Source organism: Pseudomonas sp. MF7453, assembly GCF_016405455.1.
In the GTDB taxonomy this organism is placed as follows: Bacteria; Pseudomonadota; Gammaproteobacteria; order Pseudomonadales; family Pseudomonadaceae; genus Aquipseudomonas; species Aquipseudomonas paralactis.
Window position 1 is genome coordinate 1 of the sequence record NZ_JAEKCN010000013.1, and the last position, 14,332, is coordinate 14,332.

The 14,332-nt window shown below is 58.6% G+C and carries 14 protein-coding genes; 7 read left to right on the top strand and 7 right to left on the bottom strand.

Annotation, left to right across the window (positions count from 1 at the left end; genetic code table 11):
• Positions 1 to 676 precede the first annotated feature (676 nt).
• Positions 677 to 1,864: an MFS transporter gene (locus JFT63_RS20015; protein ID WP_198844596.1), complete on the bottom strand. Its 1,188-nt coding sequence runs from the start codon at positions 1,862 to 1,864 to the stop codon at positions 677 to 679.
• A gap of 481 nt (positions 1,865 to 2,345) precedes the next feature.
• On the opposite strand from JFT63_RS20015, the gene mqo reads away from it, so the two are divergent.
• Complete coding sequence (gene mqo / locus JFT63_RS20020; protein ID WP_197881568.1) at positions 2,346 to 3,992, top strand: malate dehydrogenase (quinone); 1,647 nt, start codon at positions 2,346 to 2,348, stop codon at positions 3,990 to 3,992.
• A gap of 60 nt (positions 3,993 to 4,052) precedes the next feature.
• On the opposite strand, the gene JFT63_RS20025 is transcribed toward mqo, so the two are convergent.
• Positions 4,053 to 4,901 carry a LysR family transcriptional regulator gene (locus tag JFT63_RS20025; RefSeq protein ID WP_198844597.1) on the bottom strand — a complete coding sequence of 283 codons (849 nt, stop codon included), beginning with the start codon at positions 4,899 to 4,901 and terminating at the stop codon, positions 4,053 to 4,055.
• A gap of 127 nt (positions 4,902 to 5,028) precedes the next feature.
• Here JFT63_RS20025 and JFT63_RS20030 point away from each other — a divergent pair, with 127 nt between their 5' ends.
• The 4 genes from JFT63_RS20030 (at position 5,029) to JFT63_RS20045 (ending at position 7,783) form a co-directional block, all read left to right on the top strand.
• Positions 5,029 to 5,310: a DUF6124 family protein gene (locus JFT63_RS20030; RefSeq protein WP_198844598.1), complete on the top strand. Its 282-nt coding sequence runs from the start codon at positions 5,029 to 5,031 to the stop codon at positions 5,308 to 5,310.
• 327 nt (positions 5,311 to 5,637) lie between these two features.
• Complete coding sequence (locus JFT63_RS20035; RefSeq protein WP_233102361.1) at positions 5,638 to 6,420, top strand: 2OG-Fe(II) oxygenase; 783 nt, start codon at positions 5,638 to 5,640, stop codon at positions 6,418 to 6,420.
• The gene (locus tag JFT63_RS20040; RefSeq protein ID WP_198844599.1) at positions 6,417 to 7,322 is read left to right on the top strand and encodes a DMT family transporter; all 906 of its coding nucleotides are present in this window, start codon (positions 6,417 to 6,419) and stop codon (positions 7,320 to 7,322) included. The genes JFT63_RS20035 and JFT63_RS20040 overlap by 4 nt, the downstream gene beginning before the upstream one ends.
• 131 nt (positions 7,323 to 7,453) lie before the next feature.
• Entirely contained in the window at positions 7,454 to 7,783 is a 330-nt protein-coding gene (locus JFT63_RS20045; RefSeq protein WP_044272937.1) for a YXWGXW repeat-containing protein, read from the top strand.
• Positions 7,784 to 7,918: 135 nt separating this feature from the next.
• On the opposite strand, the gene JFT63_RS20050 is transcribed toward JFT63_RS20045, so the two are convergent.
• From JFT63_RS20050 to JFT63_RS20065, 4 genes are all read right to left on the bottom strand, one after another.
• On the bottom strand, positions 7,919 to 8,314 hold the full coding sequence (locus JFT63_RS20050) for a PIN domain-containing protein (RefSeq protein ID WP_057704526.1): 396 nt from the start codon (positions 8,312 to 8,314) through the stop codon (positions 7,919 to 7,921).
• Positions 8,311 to 8,568, bottom strand: coding sequence for an AbrB/MazE/SpoVT family DNA-binding domain-containing protein (locus JFT63_RS20055; RefSeq protein WP_057704525.1), 258 nt, complete (start codon positions 8,566 to 8,568; stop codon positions 8,311 to 8,313). Before JFT63_RS20055 ends, JFT63_RS20050 begins: the two co-directional genes overlap by 4 nt.
• 172 nt (positions 8,569 to 8,740) lie before the next feature.
• Entirely contained in the window at positions 8,741 to 10,114 is a 1,374-nt protein-coding gene (gene ppnN, locus JFT63_RS20060; protein ID WP_198844600.1) for a nucleotide 5'-monophosphate nucleosidase PpnN, read from the bottom strand.
• Between the two features lie 148 nt (positions 10,115 to 10,262).
• A complete protein-coding gene (locus JFT63_RS20065) occupies positions 10,263 to 11,087 on the bottom strand; it encodes an aspartyl/asparaginyl beta-hydroxylase domain-containing protein (RefSeq protein WP_057704523.1) in 825 nt (274 codons plus the stop codon).
• A gap of 277 nt (positions 11,088 to 11,364) precedes the next feature.
• Here JFT63_RS20065 and fabV point away from each other — a divergent pair, with 277 nt between their 5' ends.
• Positions 11,365 to 12,558, top strand: coding sequence for an enoyl-ACP reductase FabV (fabV, locus tag JFT63_RS20070; RefSeq protein ID WP_032902674.1), 1,194 nt, complete (start codon positions 11,365 to 11,367; stop codon positions 12,556 to 12,558).
• A gap of 213 nt (positions 12,559 to 12,771) precedes the next feature.
• On the top strand, positions 12,772 to 13,413 hold the full coding sequence (locus JFT63_RS20075) for an HAD family hydrolase (RefSeq protein ID WP_198844601.1): 642 nt from the start codon (positions 12,772 to 12,774) through the stop codon (positions 13,411 to 13,413).
• Here the strand turns inward: JFT63_RS20075 and JFT63_RS20080 are convergent.
• Positions 13,391 to 14,296 carry a LysR family transcriptional regulator gene (locus JFT63_RS20080; protein WP_057704521.1) on the bottom strand — a complete coding sequence of 302 codons (906 nt, stop codon included), beginning with the start codon at positions 14,294 to 14,296 and terminating at the stop codon, positions 13,391 to 13,393. The two genes, JFT63_RS20075 and JFT63_RS20080, sit on opposite strands and share 23 nt — an antisense overlap.
• Positions 14,297 to 14,332 lie beyond the last annotated feature (36 nt).

Genomic DNA, 14,332 nt, shown 5'->3' on the forward strand with positions numbered 1-14,332 from the left:
CACATTAGCCATGTATCGCTCGCAGAATCAGCGCCCGGCTCGGATCCCTGTGGGAGAGGGCTTGCTCGCGATGGCGGTGGGTCAGTTAACTCATCTGTCACTGATATACCGCTATCGCAGGCAAGCCCGCTCCCACATTGGCCATGTATTGCTCGCAGAATCAGCGCCCGGCTCGGATCCCTGTGGGAGAGGGCTTGCTCGCGATGGCGGTGGGTCAGTTAACTCATCTGTCACTGATACACCGCTATCGCAGGCAAGCCAGCTCCCACATTAGCCATGTATCGCTCGCAGAATCAGCGCCCGGCTCGGATCCCTGTGGGAGAGGGCTTGCTCGCGATGGCGGTGGGTCAGTTAACTCATCTGTCACTGATATACCGCTATCGCAGGCAAGCCAGCTCCCACATTGGCCATGTATCGCTCGCAGAATCAGCGCCCGGCTCGGATCCCTGTGGGAGAGGGCTTGCTCGCGATGGCGGTGAGTCAGTTAATTCATCTGTCACTGATACGCCGCTATCGCAGGCAAGCCAGCTCCCACATTGGCCATGTATCGCCCACAAAATCAGCGCCCGGCCCAGATACCTGTGGGAGCGGGCTTGCTCGCGAAGGCGGCATGTCAGTCACAGAATCTATAACTGACCCACTGCTTTCGCTTAGCTGATCGGTATTAGGCGAGCCGTTAATGGCCGCCTTTCATCCGCCGCGCAATCAGGTAGAGACCCAGGCCCACCAGCGCTGTAGCAGCACCGATGTAGCCGGTACTGGTCCACCCCAACCCCGCCGTAATCGCGATCCCCCCAAACCACGGCCCCAGCGCATTCGCCAGGTTAAACGCCGCATGGTTCGACGCCGCCGCCAAGCTCGGCGCTTCGTGTGCGATGTCCATCAACCGAATCTGCAACGGCGCCGCCAATGCGACCATGGTGCCCACCAACCCCATGCTCAGCAGCACGCCCCACAGCGACGAGGCGGCGAAGGGGAAGAACAGCAGCACGGCCATCGACCATACCAATATCAAACCCACCGCCCGAAACTGCATGCGATCAAACAGCTTGCCACCGGCAATGTTGCCGATGATGCCGCCCACGCCAAAGGCGGCGAGGCCGAAGGGGATCCATTGCGGCGAGACCTTGGTCACTTCCAGCATGGTCGGCGCCAGGTAGCTGAATACGCAGAACATCCCGGCAAAGCCAATCGCGCCGATGGACAGGGCCATCCAGACCTGGGGTTTGGTGAAGGCGCGCAGTTCTTTGCGTGGGTCGCTGCGTTGTTCGTCGTGGCGGTGGGGCACGAATTGCCAGACCAGGGCGATGGTGAGCAGGGCGATCACGCTGACCAGGGCGAACGCCGAGCGCCAGCCCAGGTGTTGGCCGAGGAAGGTGGCAATGGGGTTGCCGAGCAGCATGGCCAGGGTCAGGCCCATCATTACGCGGGCCACGGCGCCGGCGCGTTTGTCGGTGGGCACCATGCTGGAGGCGACCACGGCGGCGATGCCGAAGTAGGCGCCGTGGGGCAGGCCGCTGATAAAGCGGAAGGCCACCAACGAGCCGAAGGTCGGGGTGAAGGCGGTGGCGAAGTTGCCCAGGGCGTACAGGCCCATCAGCAACAGCAGCATGTGTTTGCGCAGCAGCTTGGCGCCGAGGATGGCCAGCAGCGGGGCGCCGACCATCACGCCCAAGGCGTAGGCGCTGATGGCGTGGCCCACCTGGGGTTCGCTCAGGCCCAGGTTCTGGGCGATGTCGGGCATCAGGCCCATGATGGCGAATTCGCCGGTGCCGATCGCGAAGGCGCCCACGGCCATGGCCGCTTCCATTTTGACGGCGCTGCGCGCGGGCAGTACCTGCCCGGGTGTTTGCTGGATTGTCATGGGTAACTCTGTGTGGAGGGTGTGCACGAAGGACGTCGCCGATGCTACGCAAGCCGCGACGAAGGTGTCTAGAACCGCCATTTTCGGCAGAGTTCCACGCCTGTGACCGCAGGTCGCGGCTGCCAGGCTTGACAGGAACGCATTAAAAGCCGCGATTTGGGCCTGTCAATTGGCCAAACGGCGCATAAACGCTGTTTAGCGTGATATTCTGCGCGCCGTCTTGGGCTAGTCTTTCCTTGGTGCGTACACCCGTATACGTCCCAGCGGTTGGCTGTCGCCCAGGTAGCTGAAGCCAATAATGATAAGAAGTCAGCGCAGAAGGGACATAACAGTGAGGTCGATCCATCGGCCTTGTGTGCCCACCCTGCAGCCTTTATGTGACTGTGCAGACCCCGCGCTACGTTGCCTGACGTAGCGTGAACGAGGGTTACTCATGATCGGGGGCGGTAGGGCGGATGGCGTTTTATCATAGGTGCTACTGATGTTTAAAAAAGTAAACACTGCCCTGCTGGGGCTGGCTTTGTCGATGGGGATCACGTCCGTTCACGCGGAAGAGGCAAAGAAAGTCGATGTGCTGCTGATCGGCGGCGGCATCATGAGTGCAACCTTGGGTGTCTGGCTCAATGAGCTGGAGCCGGACTGGTCCATGGAGATGGTCGAGCGCCTCGATGGCGTGGCCGAAGAAAGCTCCAACGGCTGGAACAACGCCGGTACCGGTCACTCGGCCTTGGCTGAGCTGAACTACACCCCGGAAGACAAGAACGGCAACGTTGAGATCCCGAAAGCGGTCGAGATCAACGAAGCGTTCCAGATCTCCCGTCAGTTCTGGTCCTGGCAGGTTCAGCAGGGCGTGTTGAAGAACCCGCGTTCGTTCATCAACTCCACTCCGCACATGAGTTTTGTGTGGGGCGATGACAACATCAAGTTCCTGAAAAAACGCTACGAAGCCCTGAAGGCCAGCCCGCTGTTCGCTGGCATGCAGTACTCCGAAGACCCGGCGCAAATCGCCAAGTGGGTTCCGTTGATGATGGAAGGGCGTGACCCGAGCCAGAAAATCGCGGCCACCTGGAGCCCGATCGGTACCGACGTGAATTTCGGCGAGATCACCCGCCAGTTCGTCGCTCACCTGCAAACCACGCCGAAGTTTGACTTGAAGCTGTCGAGCGAAGTGCAGGACATCACCCGCAACGACGACGGTTCGTGGCGTGTGAGCTACAAAAACCTCAAAGACGGCACCAAGACTGAAACCGACGCCAAGTTCGTGTTCATCGGCGCCGGCGGCGGTGCCCTGCACCTGCTGCAGAAGTCGGGCATTCCTGAAGCCAAGGAATACGCAGGCTTCCCGGTGGGTGGTTCGTTCCTGGTGACCGAGAACCCGACCATCGCCGAGCAGCACCTGGCCAAGGCCTACGGCAAGGCTTCGGTAGGTTCGCCACCGATGTCGGTTCCGCACCTGGACACCCGCGTGCTGGACGGCAAGCGCGTGATTCTGTTTGGCCCATTCGCCACCTTCTCGACCAAGTTCCTGAAAGAAGGCTCGTACCTGGACCTGCTGACCAGCACCACCACCCACAACATCTGGCCTATGACCAAAGTCGGTATTCGTGAATACCCACTGGTCGAGTACCTCGCCGGCCAACTGATGCTGTCTGATGATGACCGTTTCAAGGCGCTGCAAGAGTACTTCCCGAACGCCAAGCAGTCCGACTGGCGCCTGTGGCAAGCCGGCCAGCGCGTGCAGATCATCAAGCGTGATGAAGAGCAAGGCGGCGTGCTGAAGCTGGGTACCGAAGTGGTCAGCTCTGCCGACAACACCATCGCAGGCCTGTTGGGTGCATCGCCAGGCGCGTCCACCGCGGCTCCGATCATGCTGACCGTGCTGCAAAAGGTGTTCAAGGACAAAGTAGCCAGCCCAGCCTGGCAGGAAAAACTGCACCAGATCGTGCCAAGCTACGGCACCAAGCTGAACGACAGCCCTGAAGCTGTTGCCAAGGAATGGGCCTACACTGCCGGTGTGCTGCAACTGACACCACCGCCAGCGATCCCGCAACTGGCTGCTCCACAGGCTACCGAGGCTGCCAAGCCTGCGGCTGAGCCAAGCAAGCCGGCGTCTGATCTGGCGCTGTAAGCAACACCCACGAAAAAGCCCGCTGAACCGGTGACGGTCAGCGGGCTTTTTTGTGTGTATTCAGAGGGTGAACCCCTTTTTGAGTTGTTCATGCAGATGAAGCGCCAAATGGTTTGCGCTATCGGACAACAAGTAGATGTGGTGGCGCGGCAATTCAGGTAGGCGAACGCCGGGGATATTTTGAGTCAACCCAACTGTTATTCGACTTTCTTCAATCAGTCCAACGGCCAATCCGCAGAACACTGCGGCTTCTACCGCAGTAGAACTGGCACTTTCCAGCAGGACTCGATAGTAGGCTCCATGCTCTTTCAGCGCTCGTATCGCTGAGGCTCGATAGGGGCAACCGGTCAATTGCACTGCGATGGGTAGCGGCGCCTGTTCGGGTGTTTTGAATTGGTCGGAAACAACCCATACAGGCTGTATCGAACCCAACTGTTCTCCTTGCTCCAACGGCTGAGCACTGACGATCAATGCCAAATCAATCTGTTCCCGGCTGAACATGGTGAACAGTTCGCCACTGGATCTGGCTTCTATTTCCAACTCAAGCAAGGGATTGTCAGCGATAAGCTGCGGCAGGAAGTCGCGCATGAAAGCCGGCGCATAAGAATCGTGAAGCCCCAGGCGAATCCTTCCTTGCATGCGCTGGGGGGTTAAGGAGGCCAGTAAGCGGTCGTGGCTCTTGAGAAAGTCGGTGGTTTCGCTGAGTAGTTTCTTGCCATACATCGTCAGCTCAACACCTTGGTTACTCCGGCTGAACAGGCGTTGGCCGACTAAGTCTTCCAGCTTTTGAATCTGCGTCGTAACGGTCGAAGCGCTCCGATGCACATGGCTCGCTGCTTCATTGAAGCGACGGAAGCGGGCGACCGCATGAAAGGTTCGAAGCAGATCGATATTGAGTTGCTTGCTCATGATTCTTCTTTTTGGGATTAGTTGTGCAGATTATTCAAATATACAAAATCATGCTCGCAGCCTAGCCTTTTATTTAGCCGGCGTCATCACGGCGCTGTGTGATCAAAACTGCGAAAGGAACTGCGCTATGGATAAGACAAAACCCAACCGTTCTCGAAGTACGAAAGCAGACAACTCCGCTACGGCGGCTCGATCAAAGCTTAGTCTCTTTTCGGTTTCTTCTGATGTGGATACCGAAACACTTCTGGCTAGCGCTGCTGAGACGTTCTCATCCGTTAATAATTTGATATCCAACCTGGCATTTGAGCTTGAAGGCGCTCACAGGGGGCTTGCTCTCGGGATTCAGCAGATGACCGAGCAAGGTTTGTTGTTGGTTGATAAGGCATTGGAGCAAGTGGCACCTGTCTAGGGTGACCTAATGATGGATGGCGCCTGTGGCATTGATGAACTTCGATATATCACGGCAAGTGCCAGTGAGAGCGTACGGCTTTTGCTGGCATCCATTGTGAGTGACAAAGCATGGAGTCAGATAGATATGAAATATGGTGCTCGATATTTGGTATCACTTCGGGGAGCCGGTCACCTGAAGTCAGCCCTGCAAGCATCACTGGTTCCCGCATCTCGATGTAAGCATCCCGGGGCCCTGCTCGACACGTTGCAACACTGGAGTGACAGTTATTTGCGCAGTGATGGCCCATGCCTCACAGGTCATCGCAGCTTAGCGAACCTGGGGTACATGAGGTCGCCACTAGTAATTGCCCAGCCCGAGCAGTTGACGGCAGTGGCTCAGGTCTCGGGGCTGTTCAATAAGCAGGGCATCGCCGAGTTGAGGCGAGCGTGTTATCAGCTGGAGGCGGGGTCCAGCACCAGCGACTGGATTATCTCTAACCGTACCCGTGCGGCAACGCGGTCATCGACACTTATCCGGGAGATGATGGACAGTCGGGCGTTCCTGCTGGCGGTGTCAAAAATTGCAGGTGTGCCGCTGGTTCCGCACCCTTTCTTGCGCGCCCGTTCCCAGGTCAATTACTTCTACCCGCCCCAGGCTCTGCACGATAGGGCACAGATCGGTATGTGGCATACCGATGGAACCAGCTTTGTGCTGAACATAATGCTGTCTGAGCCCAGCGAGTACGAAGGTGGAGAGTTCGTTTATTTTGAGGGCCCTGTGGAGCGCTTTGATGTCGCAAGCCTCAATGACGACGTGCGAAGCTGTGGTGTGAAAGCCAGTGGCGATGCGGTGTATATCTACGGCAGTCGAGTGTTTCATGGCGTACGCCCACTCACTCAAGGCCGGCGCATGTCGTTGGTGTTGTCGTTTCACTGTCCTTACAGTCAGGCGGATGTCAATAAGTTCTGGCACTTGGCATCCGACGATGGCGTGCTGCGTACCATCAAGCCGTGGTTCCAGCTCAAGCGTGACCTGGTGCGACCCGCCAGCGAGCAATATCGGCGTTTGGGGATTGACCCCATCACGTTTGGCGAACTCGTGCCGTTGCAGTTGCAGGGGGCACGATGACGGCTCGTATCGGCTACACGCGGTTGTTACTGCTTCAGGTCGTCTTTGTCCTGTCCTGGAGTTCCGGCTTTATAGGTGCCAAGTTAGGCGCGCAGAGTGCTGGAGCCTTCAACCTTTTGTTCTGGCGTTTTTTGTTGGTTTCGTTATGCCTGGCAGTGTTTTTGAACAGACGGTTGCTGAGGGTTTCCTGGCAGCAGATTCGTCATCACGCAGTTGTCGGGTTCCTGTCGCAGTTCCTGTATTTGAGCTGCCTCTACGTGGCGATCCAGAACGGTCTACCGCCCGGGATCGCGGCGATCATTGCGGCGTTGCAGCCGTTGATGACAGCGGCATTGTCGACGGGCATGGCGTCCGAGCGCAGTGGCGGCTGGCAGTGGTTGGGGTTGATGATCGGCTTTGTCGGTGTGTCGATTGTGATTGCCGGGCAGTATGGCGGTGGCGGGCAGGGTGTCGGGCTGGTCATGTATCTCTTGCCTCTGGTGTCGGCACTTGGGCTGACACTGGCGACTTTGTACGAGCGTCGCTCGGTGCAGGCCCAGGACAGCGGGTTGGTATTGCCGCTGTTTATCCAGTCGCTGTTGACCTTGATAGGTTTTACCGCGGCCGTGATCTACACCGACACCCTGAGTATTCCCCATGACACCAACGTACTGATCTCGATTGTGTGGCTGACGGTGTTCTCCACCTTCCTCGCCTATTTGAGCCTGTGGATGCTGCTGCGGGTGATGACGGCGACCCATGTGGCGGCGCTGGTGTACCTGGAGCCGCCGGTGACGTTGGTGTGGGCGGCGTTGATGTTTGGCGATGTGATCCACGCATCGACCTACACGGGCATTGCCGTGGTCGTGGCGGGGTTGGTGCTGGTGCGCCTGAAGCGACCGACTGTCGCCTGTACTTACTGAGGCTGGCAGGTTCAGCAACCCGACAGACATCTCCTGTTAAAAATAACCCAGGCCCAAGCAGGGCCCGGCTGCAACAAAGGAAGGATTTCTTTCTGATGCAGGTGTGGGGCGTTCGCGCCCGAGGGTTTTGTATGTTGCTACGTTATGCAGCATTGGCCGCCATGGTGGTCGCGGCTTCCGGATGTGTGCAAGAGCGTGTTGTGCATGAGCGCAGGCCGGTGCAACGTGAGTATGTTGAGGTGGTGGCGCCGCAGCCGCCACCGGTGCAGGTGATCGAAGTCGAACCGGCGGTACGCGAGGGTTATATCTGGTCACGCGGTTACTGGCGCTGGGAAGGCGGGCGCTATGTGGCGGTGCACGGCCATTGGGAGCCGGTGCGCCAGGGGTATCGTTATGTACACCCGCACTGGGTGCAGCGTAGTGATGGCTACCATTGGCAGGTCGGTGGCTGGATACGCTGACCAAACCTCCTCTCCCTCTTCTCTGTAGGAGCGAGCTTGCTCGCGAAAACGTCAACGGTTACGCGGGCATTCAGGTTGCACGCGGTGCCTGTGAGTTTTTCGCGAGCAAGCTCGCTCCTACACAAACAAGGCGGGCTAGCCGAGCCGTTTCATCCCCGCTGCCTTGGCCGCGTTCAGATCAAAGGTGGCGGTGTACTCGCAACCGGCCGCATGGCCACAGCGTTCAACCAGGCAGTCGGCAAAGTCGGCTTTGCTTGCGGTGAACTTGCGCAAGGCCTGCCAGATGACATCGGCGTGCTCGACGGTCAGTTCCCGTGTGTGCAGCAAGGTCTCCAGCACCGTCACCACGTCGCTTTTGGCCGACTGGTAGCAGGACTGCAACACCCACACCAGTTCCGTCAGCGTCACCAGGCTGACGAAACCGGGTGAGGCGGCGGTGAGCGATTCGATCAGTTGGGACGCCTTGGCGGATTGGACCGGGTCATCCTGGGTCACATAACGCACCAGCACATTGGTATCCAGGCCGATCATCCAGCGCTTGCTCCCTGGGCCGCGATGGCGCGGTTCATGTCTTCGATAGACACGGCATGAGCGGGTTTGCGGATCAACCCCTTGAGGTCCCTGACGGTTTTGCTGGCGGCAATCATGGAAAACTTGCCGTCTTCCATTTCGACGAATTCCACCCGGTCGCCTGTTTCCAGGCCCAGGGCTGTCCTGACCTGCACAGGGATAGTGATTTGCCCTTTTGAAGTGAGTGTGGCGGTGGCCATAGTGAAGATCTCCATCGTGATATTCCTTACCTTAGGGTAAGGAATGACGGAGGACAATATCCGTTGGTCCATAGGTCGCTCGCTGAGGTGAATGAGTCGGAATAGTAAAACCCTAGTCCGAACTCTTGTTCCTCACACGCCGTGCCATGTCCCAAACGAATACAAACTATGACCGACCGCCGCTGGCTTACTGCACCACGCGATAGCACGGCACATACGCCGCGCCGCCCGGCAGTTTCATGCGGTGCTGGGCCACGAACGCCTTCAATAATTCATCCAACGGTTTCATGATCGCCGGGTCGCCGTGAATCTCATACGGGCCGTTTTCTTCGATCAGGCGAATACCTTTGTCTTTGACGTTACCCGCCACGATCCCGGAGAACGCCCGGCGCAGGTTGGCCGCCAATTCATGGGGCGGCAGCGCGTGGCTCAGTTGCAGGCTGGCCATGTTTTCGTGGGTAGGGTCGAACGGGCGCTGGAAGCCTTCGTCGATTTTCAGCAGCCAGTTGAAGTGGAACGCGTCATTACGCTCGCGGCGGAATTGCTTCACCGCCTTGAGGCCGGTCGTCATCTGGCGGGCCACTTCGGCCGGGTCGTCGATGATGATCTGATAATGCTGCTGCGCCGCTTCGCCGAGTGTGGCGCCGACGAATGCGTGCAGCTGTTCCAGGTAAGGCGCGGCGTGTTTGGGCCCGGTCAACACCACCGGGAACGGCACGTCGCGGTTATCGGGGTGCATCAGGATGCCCAGCAGGTACAAAAATTCTTCCGCGGTGCCGGCGCCGCCGGGGAAGATGATGATGCCGTGGCCGACGCGCACGAAGGCTTCCAGGCGTTTTTCGATGTCCGGCAAAATCACCAGCTCATTGACGATCGGGTTCGGCGCTTCGGCGGCGATGATGCCTGGCTCGGTCAAGCCCAGGTAACGGCCATTGGTGATGCGTTGCTTGGCGTGGGAAATGGTCGCGCCCTTCATTGGGCCTTTCATCACGCCTGGGCCGCAACCGGTGCACACGTCGAGGCTGCGCAGGCCCAGTTCGTGCCCGACTTTCTTGGTGTATTTGTATTCTTCGGTGTTGATCGAATGGCCGCCCCAGCACACCACGATCTTGGGCTCCACACCCGGGCGCAGCGTACGGGCGTTGCGCAGCAGGTGGAACACGTAGTCGGTGATGCCCTGGGAGTTGCTCAGGTCGATACGCTGGCTGTCCAGCTCGTTCTCGGTGTAGACGATGTCGCGCAGGGCGCTGAACAGCATTTCGCGGGTGCTGGCGATCATTTCGCCATCGACAAAGGCATCGGCTGGGGCGTTGAGCAGTTCCAGACGTACGCCGCGGTCTTGCTGATGGATGCGCACTTCAAAGTCTTTGTAGGCGTCGAGGATGGTCTTGGCGTTGTCGATATGCGCGCCGGTGTTGAGAATCGCCAGGGCGCATTGGCGGAACAGGGTGTAGATGCTGCCGGTACCGGCTTCGCTCAGTTGCTGCACTTCACGTTGGGACAGGGTTTCGAGGCTGCCCTTGGGGCTGACGGAGGCGTTGATGACTTGACGTTGGGGCATTCTGATTCCTTGAAAGCATAGCCACCGCGCTTGCTTGGGGGCGATGGCTTGAGAAGGGTGAGCGCCAATTAAGGTCGCACGAGACGGTTATTTACCTCAGGCGCAAGGCCCAGCGCAAATACCGTCCAACACCATCATGCCGCAGAACTTACTGAATCAGCTTCCAGTTTTTGTAGAAAACCCGACGCAGGGTAAAGACCAGCCCGGCAAAGCCTGCGATCACGGCGTTGAGCACCGACGGCAGCATCGTCGGGCGCACGATGTCGATGAACAGGCAGTAGCGCTTGGCGTCGTTTTTGTTGAAGGACGCATGCATCAGCGTGTCATCGAAGATAAACAGCGGGTCGTCATGCCAGTAGTGCTTGTGCTTGCCCACCTGGATATACACGCCTTCATGGTGGGGCGCCGGGGCCATGTTGTAGAGCACACGGAACATCATGCGCAGGGGGCCGAAGTGGAACGAGGTCGAGCGGTTTTCGTTGAACACCGAGACACCGATGGTCTTCACAAATGGCAGTTTTTTGCGCAACTGCGGGATATCCAGGGTGGTTTCGATCGGGCGACCGTACCACTGGAAGAACAACATGCCGCGTTTCTTCTCGGCCATGCGTTCGTCCAGGTAACCGATGATTTCATCCTTGCGGGCCATGGCGTCGTCGATCACCTGTTGCAGGTCTTGGCGCCACGCGGGGGGCAAGTCGTGCAGGGTATAGACATGCTGGTTGCGGCTGCTCAGCAGGTCGAGCAGGGTGTTGAACGGCGCCAGCACCCAGGTATTGCGACCGTTGCCGATGAAGTATTTCTTGAAGGTGTCGCGGTCGTAGAGGCCATTGCGCAAGAAATCGTAGACACCGCACACCACCACCAGCAGCAGAAACACCAGGCAGGTTCGCGGAAAACAGCCAATCAATAGCAACACGCCGACTACCCAGGCGAGGGACACCAGCTTTTTGCCGACAGCACTTTTGCTCATGAAACATGGCTCCAACTTTGAAACATAATGAAACAATATCGTCATGATAGGACTTTACGGGCCGCGCAGGCGTTTTAAATGGTTCGAAAATTGTGAAGCCTGTGCACAATTTTTAACGCCCGGCAGGGACGAGTCCGGAGCGTTGTGGATTGAATTTTGAGAACAGAAGATTTGCGACTATCGTGACGCTTCGGTTTTTCAGGCGTCATAGACCGGTACGATTGAAGTTGAATGGCCACTATTGGCCTTCGGCACCTTGGAAGAGGCAGAAATTTTTATGATCATCAAACCGCGGGTTCGTGGCTTTATCTGTGTGACCGCTCACCCTGTTGGCTGTGAAGCGAACGTCAAAGAGCAGATCGACTACGTAACCAAAAACGGCGTCATCGAAGGCGGCCCTAAAAAGGTACTGGTCCTCGGTGCCTCCACCGGCTACGGCCTGGCCGCGCGCATCAGTGCTGCGTTTGGCTGCGGCGCCGACACCCTGGGCGTGTTTTTTGAGAAAGAAGGCGAAGAAGGCAAACTGAGCTCCGCCGGCTGGTACAACAGCGCGGCGTTCGAGAAGTTTGCTGTGGAAAAAGGCCTGTACGCCAAGAGCATCAACGGCGACGCGTTCTCCGACGAGATCAAGCGCCTGACCATCGAAACCATCAAGAAAGACCTGGGCAAGATCGACCTGGTGGTCTACAGCCTGGCCGCCCCACGCCGTACCGACCCGCAAGGCGTGGTACACAACTCCACCCTCAAGCCAATCGGCAAGGCCGTGACTCTGCGCGGGATCAACACCGACAAGGGCGTGGTGGTCGACACCACGCTTGAGCCTGCGACCCAGGAAGAAATCGACGGTACCGTGAAGGTCATGGGCGGCGAAGACTGGCAGCTGTGGATCGACGCCCTGCGTGACGCCGATGTATTGGCCGAAGGCGCCAAGACCACCGCGTTCACCTACCTGGGTGAGAAGCTGACCCAGGACATCTACTGGAACGGCTCCATCGGCGAAGCCAAGAAAGACCTGGACAAGAAAGTTTTGACCCTGCGCGAAAACCTCGCTGCGCTCAAGGGCGACGCCCGGGTGTCGGTGCTCAAGGCGGTGGTGACCCAGGCCAGCTCGGCGATCCCGATCATGCCGCTGTACCTGTCGCTGCTGTTCAAAGTGATGAAAGAGCAGGGCACCCACGAAGGCTGCATCGAGCAGGTCTATGGCCTGTTCAAGGACAGCCTGTACGGCAGCGAGCCGAAACTCGACGCCGACGGCCGCCTGCGCGCCGACCTGGCCGAGCTCGAACCCAAGGTTCAGGACGCCGTGGCTGCGCTGTGGAACCAGGTCACCGATGACAACGTCAACGAGATCAGCGATTTTGCCGGTTACAAGGCTGAGTTCCTGCGCTTGTTTGGCTTTGAGGTCGACGGCGTTGATTACGACGCGGATGTGAACCCGACCGTCAAAATCAACGGCCTGATCCAAGCCTAAGTCGACGCGGTTAAAAATGTGGGAGGGGGCTTGCTCCCGATGGCGGTGTATCAGTCACTATCTTCAGTGGCTGACACCCTGCTATCGGGGGCAAGCCCCCTCCCACATTTGATCCGCGTCTTTTTCAGATACTTCTTACGCTCCTGCGGGCGCCTCCCTCTTTCAGATCTGTCAGACTCCAGCAGCTATCAAGCCACGCTAACGGAGGATCTGATGACGATTCGTGCAGTAGTTTTTGATTTCGGCGGTGTTCTGTTCGACTGGAGCCCGCAGCACCTGTACCGCAAGCTGATCGCCGATGAGGCGCAGCGGCAGTGGTTCCTCGATAACATCTGCACCCAGGCCTGGAACACCGAGCAGGATGCCGGTCGTACGTTGGCCGAAGCCACCCGCACCCTGATTGCTCTGCATCCCGATCACGAACCCTTGATTCAGGCTTACTACGAGCGCTGGCACGAGATGCTGCGCGGTGAGTTACCTGACGGCGTGGCGATTCTAGAAGCGTTGCACCAGGCCGATATGCCGCTGTTCGGGCTCACCAACTGGTCGGCTGAAACCTTCCCCTACGCCCGAGCGAACTATCCGTTCCTGCAGCGCTTTCGCAACATCGTCGTGTCCGGCGAATTGAAGTTGATCAAGCCTGACCCGGCGATCTACCACGCCAGCCTCAATCAGATCCGCGCTCATCTGCCGGATATAAAACCGAGTGAGGTGGTGTTTATTGATGATGTTGCCGGCAACACCGAGGCTGCCGTCGCCTTGGGCTGGCAGGGCATTCATCACGTATCGGCCGAGGCCACCGCCGCGCGGTTGCGGGCGTTGGGCGTGGTTTTTAATGTGCCCACTTCTCCATGACAAAATCGACAAATGCCCGCAGCTTGGGCAAGCGGTAACGGTCATGGCGATACAGCAGGTGCATCGGGCGGCTGGGCAATTTATAGGTGGTTAACAGGGCCACCAGCTTGCCGCTCTCCAGGTCCGCTTGCACCAGGGCGTCGGCCAGCATCGTGATGCCCATGCCGTTGACGGCCGCCTGGCGCAAGCCTTGGGAGCTGTTGATGGTCAACGAGCCCGCCACCGGAACCTCCACCTCGCCGCCATCGCCGCTCATGCGCCACAGTTTGTCGGTGTCACGCCAGTTGTCGTTCGCAGGGTAGGCGAAGGCCAGGCAGTCATGTTGTTGCAGGTCCTCCGGGGTCTGCGGCGTGCCGCGTCGCGCCAGGTAGGCAGGCGACGCGCAGAGGGTGAGGGTGTAAGGCTGCATGGGCCGGGCGATCAGGCTGGAGGTCTCCAGTTCACCGAGACGGATCGCCACGTCGAAGCCGCTGTCGACCAGGTCCATTCGTTCGTTGCTCAGCACTACGTACAGGTCGATAAGCGGGTAGCGCTGGGAAAACTCGCTTAACGCCGGCACCAGACGTTCGGTGCCGAACACAGGAGGCGCGGTGATGCGCAGGCTGCCTTTAGGGGCTTCACTGTGGATCTGCTCGGCCAGCAGCTCGGAGTCCGCCACCAGCCCCAGCACTTCCAGACAGCGCTGATAATACTGCCCGCCAAATTCGGTCAGGTTCTGTTTACGCGTGGTGCGTTTGAGCAAGCTCACCCCCAGCCGTTGCTCCAGCGCCCGCAGGTGGTTGCCCACCATGGTGGTCGACATCCCGCATTCCTGAGCAGCGGCGGTCATGCTGCCGGTTTCGACCACTTTCACGTAGACCGACATTGCCTGGAACAGATCCATTATCAAGCCCTGCTTTAAAGTCATTGCAGATATTCG